The sequence below is a fragment of the Thermostichus sp. MS-CIW-34 genome (genome assembly GCF_054060435.1).
Window position 1 is genome coordinate 1 of the sequence record NZ_JBSSDE010000044.1, and the last position, 25,827, is coordinate 25,827.

Consider the following 25,827-nt stretch of genomic DNA (forward strand, 5'->3'; position numbering starts at 1 on the left):
CCCTGCAAAGTGCGGTCAATTTCTTGACGCAACTCTTGTGGGACTATCAGCTTGCAACGTACGGATATAGTCTGGCTCATGGGCTTATTGTAGTTTATCCAGACTTTTGACCAGCAAACCTATAAGGAGGCGGGCTTTCCTCCCGACACCAAGCCTGCGGCTATGGTGCGGGCCTCCAGCCCGAAAATTTGGTGAGGGTATCCCACTAGTTCCATCAGATGATCCCTTCTTGACGCTTGGCGATTGGCATCCGCCAGCCGGTGCCGAAGGCGCGATCGGTAATGCGTAGCCCAGGGGGAGCTTGGTGTCGCTTGAACTCGGCATTCTGAACCAGCCGCAGCACGTGCTGCACCGTGTCGGGATCGAACCCTTGAGCCACCAACTCGGGGCTGGATTGATGCTGCTCGATGTGCCGCTGCAGGATCTTGTCCAGCAAATCGTAGGGGGGCAAGCTGTCGCTATCTTGTTGGCCGGGTCGCAATTCCGCTGAGGGGGGCTTGGTCAGCGTAGCAAGCGGGATCCGCTCCTGCTGTCGGTTGATCCAGCGAGCCAAGCGGTACACCCAGGTCTTGGGCACATCGGAAATCACCGCCAGGCCGCCGGACATATCCCCGTAAATGGTGCAGTAGCCCACTGCTAGCTCTGATTTGTTGCCTGTGGTCAGCAGCAGCCGCCCGAACTTGTTGGAAAGGGCCATGAGGAGGGTGCCGCGAATGCGCGATTGCAGGTTTTCTTCCGTGATGTCGGGGGGGAGGCCGGCAAAGGGCTCTGCCAAAAGCTGGTGGTAGCTCTCCATGATGGACTGAATCGGCAGCTTCAGGGTCGGGATCCCCAGGTTTTGCGCCAGTTGGTAGGCGTCGGTCAGGCTGCCAGGGCTGGAATAGGGAGAGGGCATGAGCACCCCCAGCACCCGCTCCGGCCCCAAGGCATCGGCGGCGATCACAGCAGTTACGGCAGAGTCGATCCCCCCCGACAGGCCCAATAGCACCTCGCGAAAGCCACATTTGCTGACGTAATCGCGGGTGCCCAAAACCAACGCCTCGTACAGCTCAGCTTCCGGCTCGGTCGGCCAGCGGGATCCCGTAGTTGGTGGATTCTGGTCTGGGTTGGGAGACTGGGTCAACTCGTCCACATCCAGGATGAGCTGATCCGGCTGAAAGGCAGCGGCTTGGGCCACAACCCGACCCCGGCGATCCACGGCACAACTGGCCCCATCGAAGATGAGGTCGTCGTTGCCCCCCACTTGATTGACGTAGAGAATGGGCAGGGCGTGCTTGCGGGCCAGGGATCCCAGCATCTCCACCCGCAACTTCTGTTTGCCTAGGCTGAAGGGGGAAGCCGAGAGGTTAATCAGCAGGTCGGCACCGCAGCGGGCCATCTCTTCCACCGGATCCCAGTGGTAGCGGCGGTGCTGCCAAAAGTCGCGGTCGTTCCAAATGTCTTCACAAATGGTAAAGCCCAGGCGGCGGCCACGGTACTCGATGGGTTGGGGCTGGGATCCCGGCTCAAAATAGCGATCTTCGTCGAAGACATCGTAGGTGGGCAAGAGCGACTTCTGGAACCAATGGCGGATCTGGCCCCCCTCCAGCCAGGCAGCAGCATTGTAAAGGGGCCGACCCTCAGGCAGAGGATTGGTCTGCACGGATCCCACGACCACCGGAATGCTGGCCTGTAGCCGACTGGCCAAGTGCTGCAAAACTTGGTTCGCTCTCTCGATCAGGGCCGGGTAGAGCAACAAATCGCGGGGTGGATACCCCAGCAACGCCAGCTCCGAGGTGATGGCCAACTCTGCTCCCGCCGCCGCCACTGCCTCGACTGCCGAACGGATGCGCTCGGCATTTCCGCTCAGATCGCCGACGATGTAGTTCAGTTGCAACAGCGCTACCTTCACCCTGCCCCCCATATGGTAAATCTCACCATAAGTGGCCCAAACCGAATCGTCAACAAGATTCTGCTGCGGGCAAGCGAAGAATAAACGTGGTTTGGTGGGCAGTGCTTTCCACCTGCAAAGAGCCGCCCAAGTGGTTGGCAATGGCTTGGGCCAGAGCCAATCCCAAGCCTGTTCCCCCCTGCTGCCAGGGATCCGAGTGGGGGATGCGATAAAACTGCTCGAAAATGCGTTCTTGTTCTTCGAGGGGAATGGTGGTGCCCGTGTTGGTCAAGCGCAGCTCCCAGCGGTCGGAACCCAAAGCAACAACCTCTAGGACAATGTGTTCGCCGGCGGGCGTGAATTTGTGGGCATTGGTCAAAAGCTCACAGACCAAGCGTTCCAACAGGCGAGGATGGGTGTGCAGATAGGGCAGGTGGGGATCCCAGTGAACTTGTAGAGTTTGCTGCCGCTTGCGCATCCGGTCTTGGAACCGATTGATAAGAGGTGCCAAAAGGAGAGGCAGGTTAACCTGCTCAGAGGGCAGCTTGAGCGTATTGCCCGACAAATTTTGTAGATCCAGAAGATCGTTAAGAAGATCGTTAATTAGGGAGATCTCTCGCTCGCACGCCTGCTCCAGAACCTCAAGATACTGGATTTGCTTGGGGGTGAGAGGAGAAACTTGATGGCTCAGTTTCAGCAGGTGAACCGAGAGGCTAATGCTGGTAAGGGGAGTGCGCAGCTCATGGGAGACGGCGGCCAGGAAGTTATCCCTAATTTGGCTGAGTTTTTTCAATTCCGTCACCTGAGCCTGGCTGCTGAGGTAGAGCCTGGCCTGTCGCAAGGCAATCGCGCACTGGGCCGCCATTTGCTGGGCCAAATCGATTTCCCAATCGCTAAAACTCTCCTCAGGAGGCCGAGCCAGCCACAGATCCCCAAGAATGCCCTGATCGTCCGCAATGGGGCAGGCCAGCTTGGTCAGATAGGGGGGCAGAGTGTCGGGATCCCGTTGACGATCCCGAGCGCACAGTTGAAAGCACCAGCCTCGCCATAGCTGTTCGTAGAAGAGGGGAAAATCTCTCATCCAAACCCGAGCCCCGACCCCAGAGGTCGAAAGCGTCGTGTATTCATAGCTGATCAGGGAGTAGGTTCGGCGGCTATCGTAAAGGCCAACATTGCAAAAAAGAACGCCCAAAAATTTCCCCAGCTCGTTCACAACCGTCTGCAAGATCTGCTTTTCGTCCAGAGTTGCCCGTATCTGATGGATGAGGCGGCGCAGAATCGATTCAAACTGCAGACTGCGTTCCAGTTGCTGGGTTCGCTGTTGCACCAGGACTGTTAATTCAGCTTCTCGTGTTTGCTGGGCCAGCTCCAGGCGCTTGCGCAGGGTGATATCGCGCACCAAAACAATGGCCTCATCCGGCCCAAACGGCAACAGACGTGCCTCACGATATTCCGGCAATGCTTCCGCAGTGTCTTGAGAAGTTTTGGGAAGTGGATATTCAATAACCTGAATTTCTCCCGTTTGAAAGGCTTTCTCCAACAAGGGAGCAAAGTAGATTTTCCAATGCTCTGGAAACAGATCCTGAATGTACTGGTTAGGATAGCGGTCATCGGGATAGGCCGATGCAAATCCTTTTGGGGGCTTGTAGGACAGGATTAGCCCTTGCCGATCCACCTGCAGAATCATGTCTGGAATCACTTCGTAAAGGGCGCGGTAACGTGCTTCGCTGCGGGCCAGATCGGCCAAACTTTCTCGCAGGTGAGTTTCGGCCCTTTTTCGCTCGGAAATATCTTCTAGAAATTGGATGACAAACAGAGGCTCGTTTTGAGCGTTTCGCACTACAGACAGTTGCAGGCGAACCCAGATCTCTCTGCCATCTTTACGGCGGATCACCTTTTCATATTCATAGTTGCTAGCGTATCCGGCAATCAATTCATTCCAGAGTATCTCGCCCCGTTCTCGATCTTCAGGATAGGGGGTGTAATCTTCCGCTTTCAGAGCTGACCAATCTTCCTCGCTATACCCTGTAATCTCTGCCATTGCCGGGTTGAGGCTGAGATACCGGGGATCAGGATCCAAGCTCATCAGAGCAATCCCTTGGCTACAGAAGTTGAAGATCCCCTGCAATTGGTTTTGAATTTCCTCAAGAGCAGATTTGATGGATCGGCGCTCGCTGATATCATCCAGGAAGTGAACGGCAAACAGAGGCTTTTGTTCTTCATCTCTCACAACATAAACCTGAGACTTTGTCCAGATGATTTGGCCATTCTTTCGGGTGTAGCGATGTTCCAATTCATAATGACTGCGCCGACCCTCGATCATCTCCTGCCAGAGGTTTTTTAGGGTTTCAACATCAGCCAAATCTGGGATATAGGCCTCCAGAGGCAAAGCTTTCAGTTCCTCTGCAGAATATCCTGTTATATCCTTGAGGGCTGAGTTCATGCCATGTGGCTTGGATTCTGGCTCAAGAGGCAGCAGAGAAATGCCCAAATTGCAGGACTCTACAATACCCCAGAATCGCTGTTGAATCTCCAACAAAGCCAGATCTAGACGCTTACGCTCGGTAATATCTTGAATGCAGCCAAGCACGCAATTTGCTCCGTAGGGAACTATGCAAATTTCTTGGTAACGGAGCTCTCCCGCTGAGTTGGTTAGGGGATATTCCAAGGTTTGCTGGGATCCGCTGCTCAAGCAACGGTCAATCAGCCTCCGGAGTTGGTCGCTAACCTCAGAGCCGAACAGCTCTTGCACTGCTTTTCCCTGAAGGTGCTCTGCTGGGAGTGAGGCAACACAAGCATTCTCCGGGGAAGAAATCAGCTCCAGGCATTTGCCTTCTTGGCTAAAGATCATTAAGGCTTGTGGGATAGCACAAACCAACCTTTTGTAGCGGAGTTGGCTCTCTGCAAGCGCTTGTTCAGCCTGCTTCCGCGCCGTGATGTCTTCCACATACCCCTCAAAACAGAGGGGATCCCCTGCCGGATTGCGGACAACTTGAATTTGTTCTCGCACCCACAAGTCCAAGCCCTTGCGACTGTGGATCAAAAACTCTTGCGCCACTCTCCCATCGCCGACTTTGCCTGCAAGCAGATCCTGGAAAAACTGGCGACGACCGGCAGCGTCAGCATAGAGATGATGGCCAAAATCCGACAGATGGCGCATCAAATGGGCAGAGGAAGTATAGCCATATATCTCGGCAAGCTTGGCATTGGCAAACCGGTATCGTCCCTGCAGATCCACACGAAAGATCCCAATGGGGGCATTTTCCAGGAGCACATCGAGTCCGGCCAACATCAGGATCCCCTATGTTTTCGCAAGCAGTACTAGGGCACTAAGAACGCCTGCCCCTGAGATTATGTATCATTTTTGCTTTGAGCGATGTTTTCCGCACTACAAGTTCCCCCGTGATCTCGTAAAATCACGGGCGAGGAAGGGTGCTTAGGTTTCTGTGGATGTTACCCCGTGGGCTGCCGGTAGGGCAGGGATCCCTGTGCGGATTCTCAACTACTCCACCTGCGCTGTCTCCGGGGATCCCGCCTGAGTTTCCGGGTGAAAGTAGCGGTAAATCTGCCGGGCAATCTTCGGGCCAATGCCGGGCACTTGAGCCAACTGGTCTTCTGAGGCCACCTGAATGCGGGCAATCGACCGAAATTCTTCCATCAGCAGCTTTTGCCGATACTTGCCCAAGCCGGGGATCTCGTCCAGCGTAGAGGCATGTTGACGCGCTTTCCGTTGCTGGCGATGAAAGGCGAGAGCAAATCGGTGGGCTTCATCTCGCAGGCGTTGCAACAACAAGCGAGCCGGATCTTGGGCCGGCAACCGCAGGGGCACGGGATCCCCCGGCAGAGAGATCTCTTCTTCTCGTTTGGCCAAGGCAATTACCGGCAGGTGATCCAGCCCCAAATCCGCCAAGACGGCCATGACTGCCGACAACTGCCCCTTGCCCCCGTCGATGAGCACCAAATCCGGCTGATCCTCAGGGGTCATTTTGCTGAAGCGACGCCGGGCCACTTCTGCATGGCTGGCAAAATCATCGGAGTGACCGGGGCGCACCTCAGGGTTGCGAATCTTGTAGCGGCGGTAGTGCTGTTTGGCAGGCAGGCCATCGATAAACACCACCTGACTGGCCACAGCATCGGATCCCTGGATGTGGGAAATATCGTAGGCTTCTAGACGGCGGGGCACATCCGGCAAATCCAAGACTTCTGCCAAGCGCTCCAAGGCCGCGGCATCCCGATCCGCCAAGCGCTGAGTGCGGGTTAGCTCCAGTTGGGCATTCCGCTCAACCAACTCGATCAGCTCGGCTTTGCTCTGCCGTTGGGGGGCAATGAGGCTGACCTTGCGGCCTTTTTTCTGGCTCAGCCAAGACTCCAGAAAATCGTGATCGGGCAATTCATACTGGGTCAAAATCTCAGAGGGAATTTCCACCGGATCGCAGTATTGATAATGCTCTTGTAAAGCCCGCTGCAAGATAAGGCCTGGGTCGTCACCGCGGTTTTCGGCCACAAACCCCAGCCGCCCCACCAACTTGCCTGCCCGCACCTGAAACAATTGAATGCAGGCTCGTGAATCATTCATGGCCAAGGCCAGAGCATCACGGCTGACGGTAGAGTTAGGCAAAGAGACCTTCTGGGATTCTCCCAATTGTTCCAAACCGCGAATTTGATCCCGATATCGTGCGGCTGCCTCGTAATTTTCCTGTTCGGCGGCCTGGATCATCTTCTCCTGCAGCTCTCGGATCAGATCATCTGTCTGGCCTTGGAAGATCATGGCCACTTGAGTCAGCGTTTTGCGATACTCTTCTGGGCTGATCAAGCCTTGGCATACCCCGGGGCAGCGCCCAATGTCGTAGTTCAAACAGGTGCGATCTTTGTACAGAGGTTTGGGCCGTTGGCGCAAGGGAAAAATTCGTTTGACCAACCCAAGGGTATGGCGCAACAGGCCAACATCGGTGTAGGGGCCATAGTATTTGTCTTGATTCCGATCAAGGCGACGATGGCGGGTGATGTAAAGCTGGGGATAAGGCTCCGACCAGGTAATACACAAATAGGGATACTTTTTATCGTCCTTAAGGAGAACATTATAAGGGGGCTGATGGGTCTTAATCAGATTGTCTTCTAGGGCTAGGGCTTCACTTTCATTGTCGGTTACGATAAACTCGATCTCGCAAACCTGAGCTACCATGCGCTGAATGCGAGGGGACAGGTCGCCGGTGAAGCGGAAATAAGATCGCACTCGAGAGCGCAATTTCTTGGACTTGCCTACATAGAGGATCTGATCCGTGGCATCTCGCATTAAATATACGCCGGGTTCAGCAGGAATCTCCTTGAGACGGCTCTCTAGAACGTCACGGCTGTGAATCAGAGGGACGGTCATAAAGTTCAGTTCTACCGGGTAGAGTCAGGGATCCCATGACTTCAATCTAGCAAGGATATGGCTTTTCTCGGCAACACTGACTCCAATCCATGTGGAGACACAGTCATTCTGAACAATCATTCTGAACAAGTTTGGGAAGCTCGTCCTGCTTTCAAGCTCCAACCTGCTAGCACAAATGGCAATAGCTCGTCGCATCGCAGGATCAAAGTACCTCTTTTGACGGGTAGACCTCCATGATTTGGGAAGAATAAGTTGATTTGTGATTAACATAATTTTGTCCAGAGTTCTGGTAGTTCATTTACATAAGATATAGCAGCAATGGAAAGTCGCTTAAGTTTATTAACTAGGGATATATTGACTTCTGAGACAATCTTTTGAGTAGATTCAGGTATAAATTGCCTGTGACAATCCTGGCATCGATAATGCTGCTTTCCATTATGGATCTTGTCGTATCTAAGTTAAAAGAATGACGGCTTGGGCAAGTCAGCATGAGCTTACTCAGAAACACGAAAAATCTAGGGTAATAGTATCATTGCTCCCAGAGCACCACCAGTATAGTCAATAGGGCAAGGGCTCCGTCCCGCTGGCGCGACCCGAATCTCTGAGCTCTATCCTTACAATTGAGCTCCTGGATCCTGGCCTATGTCTTGCTGCAGGGCGGCCAAGTCTATCTTTGGCTTCTGGGTCTTGACTTTTGTCGGCCTGAGGTCTTCTAGGTTCAGCCAGCGATAGACCGTTGCACGCCTGACTTTGTACATCTGTTGTACATCTGTGGGGTTGCCCTCTTCCTGGACATACCCTACGGCTGTCTCCCTACCGCAGTTCTCCACAGGGCCAGTTGCCAGCGAGCGGAGCCGGTGTGAGCTGGCGCATTCGCCCTAGCTTTCTCAGATCGTCCGCAGTCCGTCGGGGAAAGCTGCAGAAGAAACTCGAAAAATCTGTTCATGGCGAGCTTTTTTGTCTTTACTTCGCTGAGCCGATTGCCCCAACGGTTGCCCTGTTGGCAAGAGCCAGCCGTGACTTGAGACTGCCCCCCTTTTCCTGTCGGATTGGAGTGCGATATGCTGGTTTTCCACCTCTGAAAGCGTGATTTATTCCAAACTGTTTTTACTCCTATGAATCCCCATCCCTCTCAGGTCTCGGCCCCTATCCTGCAGGAAAACTGGCACTTTCAAGAGCGGGATGCTTGCGGGGTCGGCTTTTTGGTGAATCAGCAGGGGAGAGCCAGCCACGACCTCTTGCAGAAAACCCTTCAGGCCCTCACCTGTATGGAACATCGGGGTGGCTGTGGCGGCGACGGCCAGAGCGGTGATGGGGCGGGCATTGCAACGGCAATCCCCTGGTCGCTGTTGCAGGCAGAGAGGGAAGAAATTCGAGCTTGGGATCCCACTCACAGCGCGGTGGGGATGGTCTTTTTGCCTCAGGATCCTGCTGAGTGTCAGGCGGTGCAGCAGGTGATCGATGAGTACTTGACCACCACCGACTGGCAGCGGGTGGTTTGGCGGCAGGTACCGGTCAATCCCAATTGCCTGGGGCCGATGGCGCGGCAGACCATGCCCTCCATTTGGCAGATGCTCCTCACCCATCCCACGCTGGAAGGAGACGAGCTAGAGCAGCAGCTCTATCTGTTGCGGCGGCGCATTCGGCGGCGGGTAGAGGCTCGGTTTGGCTTTTATGCTCTGTATTTTGCCTCTTTGTCCTGCCGGGTTGTCGTTTACAAAGGCATGGTGCAATCGTCGGTTCTGGGCCAGTTTTATCGAGATCTGCAAAACCCCCTCTACACCACCACCTACGCCACCTACCACCGCCGCTTCAGCACCAATACCCTGCCGCGTTGGTCGCTGGCTCAGCCTTTCCGCTACCTCTGCCACAACGGCGAGATCAACACCTACCTGGGCAATGTCAACTGGATGGCCGCCCGCGAACAAACCCTTTCCCATCCCCGCTGGGGTACAGCGGTCGAGGATCTGAAGCCGATTATTGACCCGGGCACCAGCGACTCAGCAGGTCTGGACGCTGTGTTTGAGCTGTTGATTCAGTCGGGCTACTCCACTCAGCAGGCGATGATGGTGCTGATCCCGGAAGCCTATCGCAACCAGCCAGAACTGCAGAATCACCCGGAAGTGGTGGATTTCTACGAGTTCTTCGGCGGCCTGCAGGAGCCTTGGGATGGCCCGGCGATGGTGGTTTTCTGCGACGGCAAAACCATCGGGGCCACGTTGGATCGCAATGGCCTGCGCCCAGCCCGCTACGCTCGCAGCCGCGATGGTCTGCTGGTGGTGGCCTCGGAAGCTGGCGTGGTTCCTCTGCCGGAGACCGACATTTTGGAAAAAGGGCGGCTAGGCCCGGGGCAGATGCTGACGGTGGATCTGCAGAGCGGGCAAATCTGCAAAAACTGGGAGATCAAAACCCAGGTGGCAGCCCAGCACCCCTACGGCGAATGGCTCAAAGCCCATCGCGTTCAGCTCAGCACCCAAGGCTTTGAAAATACCCCTCACCTCTCGGAAGAACAACTGTTACAAGCCCAAACCGCCTTCGGGTACTCCTCAGAAGATGTGGAGATGATCATCGAGGAGATGGCGGCTACGGGCAAGGAGCCCACCTTCAGCATGGGGGATGATGCGCCGCTGGCTGTGCTGTCCACCCAGCCTCATCCCCTCTACGACTATTTCAAGCAGCGCTTTGCCCAGGTCACCAACCCTGCCATCGATCCCCTGCGGGAGAGCCTGGTGATGTCTTTGGATGTGTATCTGGGATCCAAGGGCAACCTGCTGGAGATCCGCCCTGAGCATGCCCGCCTGTTGCAGTTGCGCAGTCCGGTGCTCAACGAAGCGGAGCTGGCCGCTCTGCAGCATACCCCTTTTCCCTGCCACACGCTCCCGATTCTCTATCCGGTGGCTGCCGGCCCAGAAGGACTGGAGGTCCAGGTACGGGCCCTCTGCCAGCAGGCGGCTCAGGCAGTGCGGGGGGGAGCTGAGATCTTGATTCTCTCGGATCGCGGCCTTGATGCCGAGCAGGCTCTGATCCCACCTCTGTTGGCGGTGGGCGCCATCCACCATCACCTCATCCAGGAGGGGCTGCGCCTACGCGCTTCCCTGGTGGTGGAGACTGCCCAATGCTGGAGCACCCACCACTTTGCCTGCTTGATCGGCTACGGGGCCAGCGCCGTTTGTCCTTATCTGGCCTATGAAGCTGTGCGGCAGTGGTGGCACAAGCCCAAGACGCAAACCCAGATGGCTGCCGGCAAGTTGCCCCAGCTTTCCCTGGCCGAGGTGCAACTGAAGTACCGCGCCGCCATTGAGGCAGGGCTGCTCAAGATTCTTTCCAAAATGGGCATTTCTCTGCTCTCCAGCTACCACGGAGCGCAGATTTTCGAGGCCATTGGCCTGAGCCAAGAGGTGATCGATCTGGCCTTCCGCGGCACGGTGTCGCGGGTGGGAGGCATGACGCTGGCGGATCTGGCCCGCGAGGGCATGGTGAATCACCAGCGGGCCTTTCCCGAACTCACCTCGAAAAAGCTGGAGAACTTTGGCTTTATCCAGGCGCGGCCCAAAGGCGAATACCACATCAACAGTCCAGAAATGGCCAAACTGCTGCACAAGGCCATCGAATCGGGTCAGCCTGCCCACTATGAGATCTACAGGGCGCACCTGCGCAGCCGCACCCCCACCGCGTTGCGAGACCTGCTGGATTTCCGCAGCGACCGGGATCCCATTCCCTTGGAGGAAGTGGAACCGGTGTCGGAGATTTTCAAACGCTTTGCCACAGGTGGGATGTCCTTGGGGGCCCTCAGCCGCGAGGCCCACGAGACCCTGGCCATTGCCATGAACCGCATCGGCGGCAAGTCCAACTCCGGTGAAGGCGGGGAAGATCCAGAACGATACCTCCCCATCACCGATGTAGGCCCAGATGGCACCTCGGCCCGCTTTCCCCACCTGAAGGGGCTGCGCATGGGGGACAACGCCAGCTCGGCGGTGAAGCAGGTGGCCTCGGGCCGCTTTGGCGTGACACCGGAGTATTTGCTCAACGCGCGGCAAATTGAGATCAAAATTGCCCAGGGGGCCAAGCCGGGCGAGGGCGGACAACTGCCGGGCAAAAAGGTCAGCCCCTACATCGCCAAGCTGCGCCGCTCCAAGCCGGGGGTGACCTTGATCTCGCCGCCGCCCCACCACGACATCTACTCCATCGAGGATCTGGCGCAGTTGATCTTCGACTTGCACCAGGTGAACCCCCAGGCACAGGTGTCGGTGAAGCTGGTGGCGGAGGTGGGCATCGGCACGGTGGCGGCAGGAGTAGCCAAGGCCAACGCCGACATCATCCAAATCTCCGGCCATGAAGGGGGCACAGGGGCTTCCCCCTTGAGCTCCATCAAACATGCCGGGGCACCTTGGGAGTTGGGCCTGGTGGAGGTGCATCATACCCTGCTGGAAAACGGCCTACGGCAGCGCTCCATCCTGCGGGTGGATGGCGGCATTCGCACGGGTTGGGAAGTAGTGATGGCGGCCATGCTGGGGGCAGAAGAGTTTGGCTTTGGCACGGTGGCCATGATTGCGGAGGGGTGCATCATGGCGCGGGTGTGCCACACCAACAACTGCCCTGTGGGAGTGACCAGCCAGAAGGAGGAGTTGCGCAAGCGCTTCCCCGGCACGCCAGATCACGTGGTGACCTTCTTCACCTTTGTGGCGGAGGAGGTGCGCCAAGTCTTAGCGCAACTGGGCTACCGCTCTCTGAAGGAGGTGATTGGACGGGTGGATCTGCTCTGTCCGCGGGCCGATGCCGTTCTGCAGAAGACCCAATCCTTGAACTTGGAGTGTCTGCTGCGAACTCCCCCCGGTTTTGATCCCAACACCCTGCCCGACTGGTTGGAGCATGAGCCGGTGCATTCCAACGGCCCGGTGCTGGATGAGCAGATCCTGGCTCAGCCGGAGGTGCAGAAGGCGGTGGAAACCTGCGGCACGGCCACGGTGGAGATCCCTATCGCCAACACCGACCGCTGTGTGGGCGGGCGCATTGCCGGAACCTTGGCCCGCTTGTACGGAGATACCGGCTTCGCCCAACAGGGGGGGCAGTTGGATCTGCGCTTTGTCGGCAGCGCCGGCCAGAGCTTTGGCGCTTTTACACTGGCGGGGATGCGCCTGACCCTGACAGGAGAAGCGAATGACTACGTGGGCAAGAGCATGTGTGGCGGCGAGATCGTCATCCTGGCTCCCCCTGAGGCGCCCCGCGATCCGGCGGAAAATGTAATCCTGGGCAACACCTGTTTGTACGGGGCCACGGGCGGATCCCTGTTTGCCAACGGCCAGGCGGGGGAACGCTTTGCGGTGCGCAACTCGGGAGCGCAGGCGGTGATCGAGGGATCCGGCGACCACTGCTGCGAGTACATGACCGGTGGTGTGGTGGTGGTGCTGGGGCGGGTGGGCCGCAACCTGGGAGCGGGGATGACCGGCGGCCTGGCCTATGTGCTGGATGAGGAGGGCAACTTCCCCGCCAAGGTCAACGGGGAGATCGTGCGCATTCAGCGGGTGCAGACGGCGGCAGCAGAGGCACAACTGAAGAGCCTGATCCAAGAGCACTATCGCCGCACCCATTCCCCCAAAGCGGAGCGCATTCTGCAAAATTGGGAATCCTGCTTGCCCCTGTTTTGGCAGGTGATCCCGCCTTCGGAGGAGGGCAGCGAGCTGACGGATCCCTTGCGATCCCAGCCGCTGGCAGTGGAGTCTTAAGGATCTCTCAGAGCCTGCCGGTAACACTTCTTATCCCCACGACGGCCAGAGAGGCTGGTAAACTGCGAGAGTATACCTGGCCTTTTCATCCGCTTTAAATCACTATGAGTCCCAGTTTGCAAGCTGCTCAAACTCAAGCGCGAGTGCCCACCGAGACCATCCTGACGCCGCGCTTCTACACCACCGATTTCGAGGCCATCGGCAAAATGGGCTTAGGGGATCGAGAGGCTGATTTCCGGGCCATCCTGCAGGAGTTTCGCGCCGACTACAACCGCCATCACTTCGTCCGGGGTGAGGAGTTCAACCAAGACTGGGAAAGCCGCCTGGATCCGCAGGCGCGCCGGTTGTTTGTGGAGTTCTTGGAGCGCTCCTGTACAGCTGAGTTCTCCGGTTTTCTCCTCTACAAGGAGCTGTCGCGCAAGCTAAAAGAGACCAACCCCGTTTTGGCCGAGTGCTTTGCCCTGATGAGCCGCGACGAGGCCCGCCATGCCGGCTTCCTGAACCGGGCTATGGGCGACTTTAACTTGGCCTTTGACCTGAGCTTTTTGACCAAGCACAAGTCCTATACCTATTTCGCGCCGCGTTTCATCTTCTATGCCACCTATCTCTCGGAGAAGATCGGCTACTGGCGCTACATCCTCATCTACCGCCACCTGGAGGCCCACCCCGAGGATCGCGTTTACCCGATCTTCAACTTCTTCAAGAACTGGTGCCAGGACGAGAACCGCCACGGCGATTTCTTTGCGCTCATGCTCCTAAGCCAGCCGCGGCTGCTCAAGGGATGGGTGGCCAAGCTGTGGTGCCGTTTCTTCTTGCTGTCGGTGTTCGCCACTATGTACCTCAACGATGTGGGAGAGCGCCCGGATTTCTACCGCCTCATCGGGCTGGATCCCCATACTTATGACATGGAGGTAATCTACAAGACCAACCGCGAGGCGGCCAAGGTGTTCCCGGTGGTGTTGGATGTGGAAAACCCTGAGTTTGTGCGGCGGCTGCAAAAGTGCGTGGCCAACAACGCTAAGCTGAGGGAGATTGCCCGGGGATCCGGCCCCTTCAAGGGTTTGCGCAAGCTGCCCCTCTACTTGGATAACTTCTATCAGTTTTTGCGGCTGTTCCTCCTGAAACCTCGGAAAGCTGGCTTCTACCTGTGGGAGCAGCCGGAGCCCCGTTTTGAAGGAACGGCTGTTTCTGCTTGAGCCGTCTTGCCCTCAGCTTGGTACCCGTACAGCCTCATAGGTCAGCCATGAACATTGCCGCTGAGATTACGCCGCTCTTTTTGCTGGGAACGCTGGCCTTTTTGGGTTGGGGCTTCTGGAGAGCCCGTCGGCGGGGATCCTTAGCCGTTTGGGTGTGGTTACAGGGATCCCTGCTCTTGTTGCCGTGGGTGGTTTTCCTGGGGCTGCTGCTGCTGGGGATCTACCTCAATTTTGCAGGCTTCCTGGTGTTGCTGTTGGTCTTTACAGGGCTTTACATTGCTGTGGGGCGCAAGACCCGCCAGTTGGCCCAGCAGGAGCTGCAGGCCCGTCGCGAGCAGTTGGCTCGTCTGGAAGAGCAGGGGGAAGCCCCTTCGGCAGGGGAGGCGCCTTTGGAAGCGCCTGCGGTTCTGCAGCGGATCTCGGCTGAGGATCTGCAGGCCATTCAGTCTATTTTCGGCCTCGATACCTTTTTCGTCACCGAGACCGTCCCCTATGGGGAAGGGGCGATTTTTAAGGGCAACCTGCGCCAGGAGGCGGAGGTGGTGGTACCCCTGCTGGTGGAGAAGCTCAAAGAGCAGGTGGGCAGTCGCTACCAGCTCTTTTTGGTGGAGGATCCGGCGGAAAAGCCGGCGGTGGTGGTCTTGCCGGATCCCATCGTCAATTACCGCGCTTCCGTGGGGGCGCAGATCCTGGCGGGGGCGTTGCTGGTCTTCAGCTTCGTCGCCACGTTGGAGGTGGGGGCCAATCTCTTGGGCTTCCGGCTGTTGGATGCGCCAGGGCGCTGGGTGGAAGCCCTGCCGGTGGCGGCCGGGATCTTCGCCATCTTGCTGGTGCATGAGACCGGACACCGCTGGATGGCGGGCAAGTACGGCGTGCGCCTCAGCCCTGCTTTTGTTATCCCCAGCTTGGGGATCGGCACGCTGGGATCCCTAAACCGCATCCAATCGCCGGTGCCCAGCCGCAAGGCCCTCTTCGACATTGCCTTTGCCGGCCCGGCAGCGAGCGGGATCCTGTCGCTGCTGGTGCTCTTGGCTGGCCTGAAGCTCTCCGGCTCCGAGGGTCTGTATGTGCCCACGGAGATCTTCCGCAGCTCCATCCTGGTAGGCACCCTAGCGCGGCTGGTGCTGGGATCCCAGTTGCAGGCGGAGCTGATCCCCATTCATCCTTTTGTTGCCGTGGGCTGGATTGGCCTGGCAATCACCGCCTTGAGCCTGCTGCCGGCAGGGCAGCTGGACGGGGGTCGCATTGTGCAGGCGGTGTACGGGCGGAAGACGGCGGCCCGCGCCACCTTCATCACCCTGATTGCCTTGGCGGTGGCGGCCATCAGCAACGTCTTGGCCCTCTATTGGGCGCTGCTGATCCTGTTCATTGCTCGCGAGCCAGAGCGTCCCCCTCAGGATGAAATCACAGAGACCGATGGCCAGCGGGATGCGCTGGCTTTGCTGGCCCTCTTTTTGATGGTCATGACCCTGTTGCCGATTGCTCCGGCCTTGGCGGGCTTTCTCAATTTCCCCAACGGCTGATGGGGTAGAGGCCCAGGATCCGCCGGCGAGAGGAGCTCACTGTGTCTGGACCGGGGAAAGGCTTTGGCCTAGGCAAAGCTGGAAAGGACAGAGGAGAGCACCTGCAGCGTCTGTTGGCCCAAGCCGTTCGCCATCACCAGGCAGGTCAATGGCCACAGGCCGTCTCGCTTTACCAGCAGGTGCTGCAAGCCCAGCCCACCCACCCCGAGGCACTGCACCTCTTGGGGGTCTGTCGGCAGCAACAGGGATCCCTGGACGACGCGATTGCCCTGATCCGGCAGGCCCTTGTCCAACAGCTTTGGTTCCCCGATGCCCACTTTAACCTGGGGATTGCCCTCAAGCAGGCGGGGCGGCTGGCGGAGGCGAAAACTCACCTGCAACTGGCCCTAGAGCAGGGGGGGCCGGATCCAGAAGTCTTCTACCAGTTGGGGCTGGTGCTGCGGCAGCAGGGGGATTTGGAGGCGGCCCTTGTCCCCTTAGGACAGGCCCTGGAGCTGCAGCCGGACTTTGCCGATGCTGCCTACACCTTGGCCATTGTGCTGCGGGATTGTGGCCAAGAGGAAAAAGCGGCGGAGCTGTTCTACCAACTCTGGCAAGCGGATCCCGCCGACTTGGCCGCGGCCCTGGGGTGGTGTGTGAGCCAGTTGCCCTTGCTGTACGCCTCAGCAGACCAAGTTTCCGTGGCTCGGGAGCGCTACCGCCAAGCCCTACAACAGGTGAAGGGCCGCTGGGAACACCTGCCGCGGGATCCGATAACCCTGGAGCAAGCGGCTGCCGGGATCGGCTCCGTCCAGCCCTTCTTTTTGCCCTACCAAGGCCAGAACGACCGCGATCTGCAGCAGCTCTACGGATCCCTGGTCTGTGAGGTCATGGCAGCCCGCTACCCCCACCCCCCTCTGCTGCTCAAGCAACGCGCCGACAAGCTGCGGGTGGGCATTGTCTCCGGCCTGTTTCGGGATCACTCCGTTTGGAAGATCCTGACTCGCGGCTGGGTAGAAGCCCTGGATCGTGCTCAAGTGGCCCTCTACGGCTTCCACACCTCGGTCATCCAAGATGAGGTCACGTGCTCCCTGCCCCCTCGTTTTGAGCACTTTGTGGCCGGATCCCGCAGCATAGAAGAATGGCAAGCGGCTATTCGAGAGGCACAGCTGGATGTGCTCCTCTACCCGGAAGTGGGCATTGACCCGGTCTGTGCCCAACTGGCCGCCCTCCGCTTGGCGCCGGTACAGGCGATGGCCTGGGGCCACCCGCAAACTTCTGGCCTGCCGACAATAGACGTTTTCCTCAGCAGCGAGCTGATGGAGCCGCCGGACGGGGCCGGCCATTACACCGAGCAGCTCCTGCCCCTGCCTGGCATCGGCACCTACTATATTCCCCTAGAAGTTGACCCCGCCCCTGTGGACTGGCAAGCTTGGGGGGTGGATCCCGACAGGGTGCTTTACCTCTGCGCCCAATCCCTATTCAAGTACTTACCTCAGTACGACGAGGTGTTCCCCCGCATCGCCCGGGAAGTGGGGAAGTGTCAATTTCTATTTTTGCGGGGCCGCCTCTCCCAAGGGATCCGCGAGCGCTTTTGGCAGCGGCTGCGACGAGCCTTTCAGGCCTATGACCTAGCTGCCGAAGAGTATGTGGTGCTCCTACCGGAACTCTCGCCTGCAGAATATGCCGCCTACAACGCCCTGGGGGATATTTACCTGGATAGCCTCGGCTGGTCAGGGGGCAACACCACCCTGGAAGCCCTGCCCCACGGCCTGCCCATCGTCACCTTGCCCGGATCCCTGCTGCGGGGCCGCCACACCTACGCCATCCTGCAGCAGATGGGGATCCTGGATACCATCGCCCACACCCTCGATGAATACGTCCAGATTGCCAGTCAGTTGGGCTTGGATCCAGAGTGGCGAGAGCAAATGGGCCAGCAGGTGAAAGCACGTCAAGATCGCGTCTACCGGGATCCCGCGCCGATCCGCGCTCTGGAAGAGTGGTTGCGAAGCCTGAAGACCTGAGGGGGCAGTTTGGGTGAAAGGATAAACGGGCGAGTGTTGTCCTCTTGAAGGGATCCCGGACAGATGGCAGGATAGGTGGGGTTGTCTTGCCGGGCTTTGCCCATGTCTTCTGAGTCTGCTCCCGGTCAGTTCCCCAGTCCGGAAAACGCCCCCGACAACTTGCCCTCCCTTTCAACGCGCCTGAAAGAGATTGCCGTGGTATTCCTGCGGCTGGGATCCCTGGGTTTCGGCGGCCCCCAAGCCCACATCGCCATGCAACACGATGAGGCGGTGATCCGGCGGGGCTGGATGAGCCAGGAACAATTTACCGAAGGGGTGGGCCTATGTGAAATGTTGCCAGGGCCAGCTTCTACCCAGATGGGGATCTATGTCGGCTATGTGCGGGCAGGCTGGTTGGGGGCGGTGCTGGCGGGGATTTGCTTCATTGCCCCTGCTTTTGTGATCGAGGTGATTTTTTCTTGGCTTTACTTTCGCTTTCAGGGGGTGCCGCAGCTAGAGGGGATGTTTTTTGGGGTGGCCCCGGTGGTGATCGCCATTATCCTGGCCTTTTGCTGGAAACTGGGCCGTAAAGCTGTGAAGGATTGGAGCCGGGGGCTGATCGCGGTGGCGGCCTTTGCCCTGCTGCTGATTGGGGGGGTGAATATCCTGTTGCTGTTCGGGCTGGCGGCTCTGGTGGGGCTGCTGCTGTATGGGCCCAAAAAAGGCCCACTATCGGGGATCCCGATTTTACTCCCTTGGCCAGTATTGACGTTGGCCCAGACGGTAGTGGCCACGGTTCCACCGGAAACCCTTATCCTGAGCAGCTTTTGGGGTCTGGAGCGGATTGGTGCCTATTTCTGGCCTTTGACCTTGTTTTTCCTGAAAGTAGGCGGCGCCATCTTCGGGGGAGGGCTGGTGATCATCCCCTTCATCGCCGACGAGGTGGTGGATCAGTTGGGCTGGTTGACGCCGACAGAGTTCTTGGATGGGGTGGCCATTGGGCAATTTACTCCTGGCCCGGTGGTGCTGACGGCAGCCTTTATCGGCTACAAGGTGGCAGGGGTGCTGGGGGCCCTGACGGCAACAGTGGCCATCTTTGCCCCTTCTTTTGCCTTTATTTTGCTGGCAGCTCCGGTTCTGTTGCGCATACGGCACAATGCTTGGGTGAAGGGATCCCTGCAGGCAATTACCCCAACGGCCCTGGGGGCTGTTGCTGCGGCTACAGTGCCCTTGGCCCAAAATGCGCTGCTACAACAAACAACTCCCGCTTCGCTGGTGGCTTTGGGGATCGGGGTAGCGGCCTTCATTGCCTTGATGCGCTTTCGCCAGCCCACTTGGCTGTTGGTGTTGATGGGAGGGGGGGCGGGTTTGCTGGCCCGAGGTCTGCTGGCCTAAAGGTTTTGCTCCCTGGCCCTGCTTTCTCCTTGGGGGTGAGGGAATGACCCTGATTCAGCCTGATGGCCACGGCACTAACTGGCTTGGGCCAGCCCTTCCTCAGAGGGATCCCTGCCTTCCAGGCGACAAAACAGTTGCCGCATGAGCAGCTCCCGTTGGCCAAGAGACAGGTGAGGGGCAAGGGTGCCGGGAAAGTGGGGCATGGCGAGGGTGACACGATCCAACAGGTCGGCGCGGCGATGTCTCTGTTGAATAGCCCAAGCCCGTTCCAGAAGGTTTTGGGCTGCTTCTGGCGCTAATCCCGCTTGCTCCGATAACCACGCTGCCAGTTGTTCCAAATCGGGGTCGAAGCGCAGCCGGTACATGTAGATCAACATGCCGATCCCGATCACCAAGCCCAAGCCACTGGCTACATAGGCGGCTTTGATGGAAGTTCCCGGCAGATAGGCCACCGCCGACACGCGCAAGATTTCGTAAGGGATGCGAATCAAGCTGTAGCCGACCACATACGTCCAAACCCAAGTGCCATCTTTGAGTTTGGGAAAGCGCCAGAACATTCCCATCAAGAGGGCAAATAGAAGCAGGTTGAGGACGCTTTCGTAAAAAAAGATGGGGTGAAAAAACTCAAATTGGCTGTATTCCGGCTCGCGGGCTTGGGGAGGAATGTACACCCGCAGCGGCCAAGGGCTGTCGGGAGGAATAGGGGCACCGTAGGCCTCAGAGTTGAAAAAGTTGCCCCAGCGCCCGATGGCTTGGCCCAAAATCAACCCCGGCGTGAGCACATCGGCGTACTTCCAGCCGTTGATCCCGGTGGTGCGGCAATAGAGGTAAAGGGCAAGCGCGCCGGCCAACACCCCACCGTGGATGATGAGACCCCCCTGCCAAATGGCAAAGGCCGAGAGGGGGTTGTCTTGGAACTCTGACCAGTGGGTGAGGACGTAGTAGAGGCGGGCGCCCAGAAACCCAGATATTACCAACCACAGGGCCAGTAGCTCCACTCGTTCACTGGCTTTGCCAGGCTCTTTCTCTAGATGACGAGATTCTGCCAACGCTTTGGTCAAGATCAAGCCGACCAACACGGCCACTGCCATCAATAGGCCATACCAGCGTAGGCCCAGCCCTCCCACCAGCGGGGTGCCGGGGGGAAAGCGGAAGACAAATTCTCCAGGTGAGCTGAAGGTAAGGCCCAACAGCCCTGCACTCCATAGGTTCATCGACAACACGCTCTGCACCCCAAAATTGCTCAACTCAGTTCCACCAGTCGGCTTTATCAACCTCACCCGCTTGGGTTAGCGGGACGGAGTCCCTTCCGGGCTCTTCTCCCCTATCCCCGGCAGCCATTCACAGGCTCCAACAGGGATCCATTCTCCCCGATCCTGAAGCAGCGCCAGTCCTCGTTCCCGGTTGACCCGATCCTACAGGCCCGTCACGGACAAGATTCCACCCTAGAGCCCATACCTTTACCAAAAAGCTAGGTCCAAAGCCCCGCCCTTCCAGGACGGCTTTTGCCCTGTTAGACCTGCAATTAAGATACACCCACGCTGGTCGGAGATGCCAAACTCCTCAAGGCCACTCCAGCGCAGTACCAAGCCTTGGATGACGGAGTACACCGGCCAAGTGGTGGGGCTAGATGGGGGCGACAGCAGTGGGCAAGCTGTGCCGTGTCTCCAGTCTTTGCGTTGTACCGAAAGGAGATGGAGGATGTCAACTGGACAGGGGTGTGGATCCCGGATGGGTTGCAGTTGGTATCCATTGCTCCTGAGGCCAAGGCGGTGATGCAACACTGTTATGGCGGCTACACCACCAACCTGACTCTGGAGGAGTTCATCCGCCCCGAAAACTACCTGGTTCATACCCTGGAAGGACAACCGCTCCCGGTAGGGCCGGTGCGCACTTTGATCCCTCACCCATATGCCTGGAGTTTCCCCCCTAAGATCAGCTGGGCTTTTGGGGGAGCAACGGCTACTACATGGGCGGTGAACCCTGGGCCGAAGAACGCTACAGCAATCTATAGAGGCTCTGAAATTTTGCGCTCCTTTAGCAGGGATCCCTCGAAGTTCTTTGCCGCTATCTGCCGTTTTGGCCGCAAACTGAAGAGAGCACCTTGGTTGCCGTTGCTGCGAACGCCTGAGGTGCCTGTGTCTTTAGATCTCAAAGAAAGCTTAAACAGCAAAGCTCAAAAGATCCATTGGACTCCATTCCGCTTACGCAAACACTAGAAATCATGGGATCCCGTTCACCGCGTCCAGCCCGGCCCATCCGTTCCGGCCGCTATCCGGCCAAAGAGCTGTGCAGCCAGTGCGGCCTCTGCGATACCCGCTACGTGGCCCACGTCAAAGAAGCCTGTGCCTTCTTGGACCAGCAACTGACCCAGTTGGAAGAACAGACCCACGGGCGATCCCGGGAATCGCTGCGCTCAGGATCCCTTGCCGTCACCGATACCGATTACTTCGGTGTCTACGAGGCAATGTTTACGGCCCGCAAGCGGGATCCGATCCCGGGGGCCCAGTGGACGGGCATTGTCAGCAGCATTGGCATGAAGGCCCTCACCACTGGCTTGGTGGAAGGGGTGGTGTGCGTGCAGGCGGATGAGCGGGATCGCTTTCAGCCACGGCCCATCCTGGCCCGTACCCCCGAAGCGGTCTGGGCGGCACGAGTTAACAAGCCAACTCTTTCTCCCAACTTGTCTGTGTTGGAGCAGGTGGAGCAAAGCGGCCTCAAGCGCCTATTGGTGATCGGGGTGGGCTGCCAAATTCAGGCTTTGCGGGCGGTGGAAAAAAAACTGGGCCTGGAGAAGCTGTACGTGTTGGGCACGCCCTGTGTGGACAATGTCAGCCGTGCCGGGCTGCAAAAGTTTCTAGAAACCACCAGCCGCTCCCCACAGACGGTGGTGCACTACGAGTTTATGCAAGACTTCCACATCCACTTCAAACACGAAGATGGCTCGGTGGAAAAGGTGCCCTTCTTCGGCCTCAAGACCAAAGAACTCAAGGACGTGTTTGCCCCCTCCTGCCTCAGTTGTTTTGACTATGTGAATGCTCTGGCAGATCTGGTGGTGGGCTACATGGGATCCCCCTTGGGCTGGCAGTGGCTGCTGGTGCGCAATCAGCGGGGGCAAGAGCTGTTGGACTTAGTCTGGGAGGAGCTGGAAACCCAACCGGTGATCTCGCAGGGATCCCGGAGGGCGGCAGTGCAGCAGGGGATCCCTGCCTACGACCAAGCCCTGAGTTTGCCAATGTGGCTGGCTCGCCTCTTGGGGGCGGCAATCCAGCGCTTTGGGCCGCGCGGCCTGGAATATGCCCGCTTCTCCATCGATTCCCACTTCACCCGCAACTACCTCTACGTGCGCCGCCACTATCCCCAGAAGTTGGAGCAGCACGTGCCCCCCTTTGCCCGGCGGATTGTGGAGCAGTACCAACTCCCGCAAGACTGAGGCTCAGCAGTAGCGGATCCCAGCTTCCGCCCAGCGATCGATAGCCTGACCTATGCGCTCGCAATCGGCAATTAGGCTAATCCGCACGTAGCCCTCTCCTCCCTCTCCAAAAGCGCTGCCGGGGGTTACGACCACGCCTGTAGATTCCAGCACCCGCAGGGCAAACTCCGTCGATCCCTCAGGGGTGCCGTCGGCAGCGCGGGGGGTAGGGATCCAGAGATACATCGTCGCCCGTGGCGGCTCGATCCGCCAGCCCAACTCCGCTAGGCGGCCGATCAGATAGTCGCGCCGGCGGCGGTAGCGCTCTTGTACCTGCTCCAGGTAGCTATCCGGCAGGCGCAGGGCAGTTTCGGCGGCCTTTTGGATGGCGGCAAAAATGCCGTAGTCGAGATTGGTTTTCAGGGTGCGCAAGCTCTGGATGATCTGGCGATTGCCCACCACAAATCCCACCCGCCAGCCGGCCATGTTGTAGGTTTTGGAGAGGGTGTGGAACTCCACTGCCAAGTCCTTGGCGCCTGGGATCTGCAGCAGGCTGGTGGGCCGGTAGCCGTCAAAAGCCAGCTCGGCATAGCACAGGTCGTGCACCAGGATGAGATCGTAGCGGCGGGCAAACTCCACCACCTCCTCAAAAAAAGAGCGGGGCGCAACTGCCGCCGTCGGGTTGTTGGGGTAGTTAAAGTAGAGCACCCGCGCTTGCTGGGCCACTTCCGGCGGTATTTCTTGCAGATCGATCAACCACCCCTTCTGCGGGCGCAGCATCATCGGGTAGATCTGCCCGCCGGCAATCATGGGGCCGCGAAAATGGGCTGGATAGGCAGGGCTGGGCACCAACACCAGATCTCCGGGATCCACATAGGCCAGAGCCAGGTGGGTCAGCCCCTCTTTGGATCCCAGCAAAGGCAGCGCCTCTCCATTGGGATCCAGCTCCACCCCGTAGCGGCGCCAGTACCAATCCGTGATCGCCTGGCGGAAGCTGGCCGTGCCCTCAAAGGGCGGGTAGCCGTGGTGGGCGGGATCCGCAATGGCCGCCTGCGCCGCCTCCACCACCGGCTGTGGGGTGGGACCATCGGGGTTGCCCATGCCCAGATCGATCAAATCCAACCCCTGCTGGCGGGCGCGGGCCTTCAGCTCATCCAAGCGGGCGAAGACATAGGCGGGCAGCTTGTTCAGCCGCTGGGCGGGAACGAGAGCGCGGTTCATGGCAAGAATGGGGAAGGGGCACAGCCGGTGCCTGATGGGAGGATAGGTACCTAACTTACCGCCAGACCTGCATCCAAAGCAATGATCGAGATTGGCGGCTTTGGGCATCCGGGATCCCGAACAGCTAGGATAGATATCCCAAGTTATCGACGAGCCAACAGTGCCCCTACCTCTTGTGGCCATTGTGGGCCGCCCCAACGTGGGCAAATCCACCCTCGTCAACCGCATGGCGGGGGTGCGTTCGGCCATTGTGCACGATGAGCCCGGCGTGACCCGGGATCGCCTGTACCAGGAGGTGGAGTGGAACGGGCGCCGCTTGCGGGTGGTGGACACCGGCGGCCTGGTTTTTGGCGACGACAGCGAATTTCTGCCCCACATTCGCCAGCAAGCGATGGCAGCCATGGCCGAGGCGCAGGCCGTGATCTTCGTGGTGGATGGCCGAGAGGGACTGACACCCGCCGATGTAGAAGTGGCCGATTGGCTGCGCAAACAACCCCTGCCGGTGGTGGTGGCCGTAAACAAGTGCGAGTCGGGGCAGATGGGCCTGGCTCAGGCAGCAGCCTTTTGGGAGCTGGGGCTGGGGGATCCGATCCCCTGTTCCGGCATCCATGGCAATGGGGTAGCCGAGCTGTTGGAGGCGGTGCTGGCTCACTTGCCCGAAGTGACCGCAGAAGCCGCAGGCGAGCCAGATCCCATCGCCGTCTCGATTGTGGGACGGCCCAACGTCGGCAAATCCAGCCTGCTCAACCGCCTGGTGGGATCCGAGCGGGCCATCGTCAGCCCCATTTCCGGCACCACCCGCGATGCCATCGACACCGTGGTCACCTGGGAAGGGCAGCCCTATCGCCTCATCGATACCGCCGGCATCCGCAAAAAAAACCGCGTGCAGTACGGCATTGAGTTCTTCAGCATCAACCGGGCCTTCAAGGCCATCCAGCGCTCGGATGCAGTGCTGCTGGTGATCGATGCTTTGGAGGGGGTTACCGAACAGGATCAGAGGCTGGCCGGGCGCATCGAAGAAGAGGGCCGCGCCTGCGTTGTCGTCGTCAACAAGTGGGATGCAGTAGAAAACAAAGATACCCACACCATCAACGAGTTCACCCGCGAGATTCGCGACAGGCTTTACTTTATCGAATGGGCGCCGCTCCTGTTTGTCAGCGCCCTCACCGGGCAACGCACCCACAAAATCTTTGAGCAGGTGAATACCGTGGTGGCCGCCCACCGCAAACGGGTTCCCACCGCTGTGGTCAACGAAGTGCTCCAGGATGCTCTTGCCTGGCAATCGCCCCCCACCAACCGCCAGGGCAAGCAGGGCAGAATTTACTACGGCACCCAGGTGGCGGATCGGCCCCCCACCTTTGTTCTGTTTGTCAACGATCCCGATTTGTTTAAGGATAACTACCGCCGCTTCCTGGAAAAGCACTTCCGGCAAAACCTGGACTTTACCGGTACCCCCATTCGCTTTCTCTGGCGCGGCAAATCCGAGCGCTTGGTTGGGCGGGCGGTGCGAAAATTGGAGAGATCCCTGACCTCTCGTTAGGCCCTCTGGTCTACTGAAAGCCTATGGCTGTGGATCCCAACGTCAAAACCCTGGTTGACAACCGTCGCGCCCGCTTCGAGTACGACATCTTGGAGACCTATGAGGCCGGGATCCAACTGACCGGCACAGAGGTGAAATCGATACGAGCGGGCAAAGCCAACCTGCAAGACGCTTTTGCCCTCTTTCGGGATGGGGAAGCATGGCTGCACAATCTGCACATCTCCCCCCATGACACCGCCAGCAAAGTGTTTAACCACGACCCTACCCGCCGCCGCAAGTTGCTGCTGCACCGCCGCGAGATCGACCGCCTACGGGGCTTGGTGGAACAAAAGGGCCTGACCGTGGTTCCCCTCAAGCTGGTGCTCAACCGCGGCTGGATCAAAGCCCATCTGGGCGTGGCCCGCGGCAAAAAGCTCCACGACAAGCGGCAGGCAATCAAAGAGCGGCAAACCCAGCGGGAGATTCAGCGGGAACTGAAGGAACGATAAATTTCTCCGTAAACTACCCGACTCCGACCGCTAAGCGGTACGGAGCGGGCTTTCAGTAGCCCTGAGCCTGCTCTGCTCTACCAGAGAACAAAACAGGCCCGAA

The 25,827-nt window shown here is 58.6% G+C and carries 15 protein-coding genes and 1 pseudogene; 9 read left to right on the forward strand and 7 right to left on the reverse strand.

What is annotated here, in order from left to right; all coding sequences use genetic code 11:
• Positions 1-214 precede the first annotated feature (214 nt).
• From ACVWYY_RS12580 to ACVWYY_RS12600, 5 genes and pseudogenes are all read right to left on the reverse strand, one after another.
• Positions 215-1,891, reverse strand: a complete 1,677-nt coding sequence (locus ACVWYY_RS12580; RefSeq protein WP_457440736.1) for an NAD+ synthase — start codon at positions 1,889-1,891, stop codon at positions 215-217.
• Positions 1,892-1,940: 49 nt separating this feature from the next.
• Positions 1,941-5,162, reverse strand: coding sequence for a PAS domain S-box protein (locus ACVWYY_RS12585; protein ID WP_457440730.1), 3,222 nt, complete (start codon positions 5,160-5,162; stop codon positions 1,941-1,943).
• Positions 5,163-5,372: 210 nt separating this feature from the next.
• A complete protein-coding gene (gene uvrC, locus ACVWYY_RS12590; protein WP_457440732.1) occupies positions 5,373-7,244 on the reverse strand; it encodes an excinuclease ABC subunit UvrC in 1,872 nt (623 codons plus the stop codon).
• A 263-nt stretch (positions 7,245-7,507) separates the two neighbouring features.
• A pseudogene (locus ACVWYY_RS12595) lies at positions 7,508-7,690 on the reverse strand (IS1/IS1595 family N-terminal zinc-binding domain-containing protein); the annotation flags it as partial.
• A gap of 168 nt (positions 7,691-7,858) precedes the next feature.
• Positions 7,859-8,074: an IS630 transposase-related protein gene (locus tag ACVWYY_RS12600; RefSeq protein WP_414329292.1), complete on the reverse strand. Its 216-nt coding sequence runs from the start codon at positions 8,072-8,074 to the stop codon at positions 7,859-7,861.
• A gap of 285 nt (positions 8,075-8,359) precedes the next feature.
• On the opposite strand from ACVWYY_RS12600, the gene ACVWYY_RS12605 reads away from it, so the two are divergent.
• The 5 genes from ACVWYY_RS12605 (at position 8,360) to chrA (ending at position 19,063) form a co-directional block, all read left to right on the forward strand.
• A complete protein-coding gene (locus tag ACVWYY_RS12605; RefSeq protein ID WP_457440734.1) occupies positions 8,360-12,967 on the forward strand; it encodes a glutamate synthase-related protein in 4,608 nt (1,535 codons plus the stop codon).
• 104 nt (positions 12,968-13,071) lie between these two features.
• The gene (acsF, locus tag ACVWYY_RS12610) at positions 13,072-14,163 is read left to right on the forward strand and encodes a magnesium-protoporphyrin IX monomethyl ester (oxidative) cyclase (RefSeq protein ID WP_414356796.1); all 1,092 of its coding nucleotides are present in this window, start codon (positions 13,072-13,074) and stop codon (positions 14,161-14,163) included.
• 47 nt (positions 14,164-14,210) lie between these two features.
• A complete protein-coding gene (locus ACVWYY_RS12615; protein ID WP_457402727.1) occupies positions 14,211-15,686 on the forward strand; it encodes a site-2 protease family protein in 1,476 nt (491 codons plus the stop codon).
• A 41-nt stretch (positions 15,687-15,727) separates the two neighbouring features.
• Positions 15,728-17,689 carry an O-linked N-acetylglucosamine transferase, SPINDLY family protein gene (locus tag ACVWYY_RS12620; RefSeq protein WP_457402725.1) on the forward strand — a complete coding sequence of 654 codons (1,962 nt, stop codon included), beginning with the start codon at positions 15,728-15,730 and terminating at the stop codon, positions 17,687-17,689.
• Positions 17,690-17,791: 102 nt separating this feature from the next.
• On the forward strand, positions 17,792-19,063 hold the full coding sequence (chrA, locus tag ACVWYY_RS12625) for a chromate efflux transporter (RefSeq protein WP_457402723.1): 1,272 nt from the start codon (positions 17,792-17,794) through the stop codon (positions 19,061-19,063).
• Positions 19,064-19,137: 74 nt separating this feature from the next.
• On the opposite strand, the gene lgt is transcribed toward chrA, so the two are convergent.
• Positions 19,138-20,277: a prolipoprotein diacylglyceryl transferase gene (gene lgt / locus ACVWYY_RS12630; protein ID WP_414350359.1), complete on the reverse strand. Its 1,140-nt coding sequence runs from the start codon at positions 20,275-20,277 to the stop codon at positions 19,138-19,140.
• A gap of 447 nt (positions 20,278-20,724) precedes the next feature.
• Between lgt and ACVWYY_RS12635 the strand changes: the two genes are divergently transcribed.
• Entirely contained in the window at positions 20,725-21,282 is a 558-nt protein-coding gene (locus tag ACVWYY_RS12635; RefSeq protein ID WP_414406991.1) for a molybdopterin-dependent oxidoreductase, read from the forward strand.
• 5 nt (positions 21,283-21,287) lie between these two features.
• Complete coding sequence (locus tag ACVWYY_RS12640; RefSeq protein ID WP_457392103.1) at positions 21,288-22,496, forward strand: Coenzyme F420 hydrogenase/dehydrogenase, beta subunit C-terminal domain; 1,209 nt, start codon at positions 21,288-21,290, stop codon at positions 22,494-22,496.
• Between the two features lie 3 nt (positions 22,497-22,499).
• Here the strand turns inward: ACVWYY_RS12640 and ACVWYY_RS12645 are convergent, their stop codons facing one another.
• A complete protein-coding gene (locus ACVWYY_RS12645; RefSeq protein ID WP_414415961.1) occupies positions 22,500-23,696 on the reverse strand; it encodes an aspartate aminotransferase in 1,197 nt (398 codons plus the stop codon).
• 160 nt (positions 23,697-23,856) lie between these two features.
• Between ACVWYY_RS12645 and der the strand changes: the two genes are divergently transcribed.
• Positions 23,857-25,236, forward strand: coding sequence for a ribosome biogenesis GTPase Der (gene der, locus ACVWYY_RS12650; protein ID WP_011432890.1), 1,380 nt, complete (start codon positions 23,857-23,859; stop codon positions 25,234-25,236).
• Positions 25,237-25,259: 23 nt separating this feature from the next.
• The gene (gene smpB / locus ACVWYY_RS12655; protein ID WP_011432891.1) at positions 25,260-25,724 is read left to right on the forward strand and encodes an SsrA-binding protein SmpB; all 465 of its coding nucleotides are present in this window, start codon (positions 25,260-25,262) and stop codon (positions 25,722-25,724) included.
• Positions 25,725-25,827: the final 103 nt, after the last annotated feature.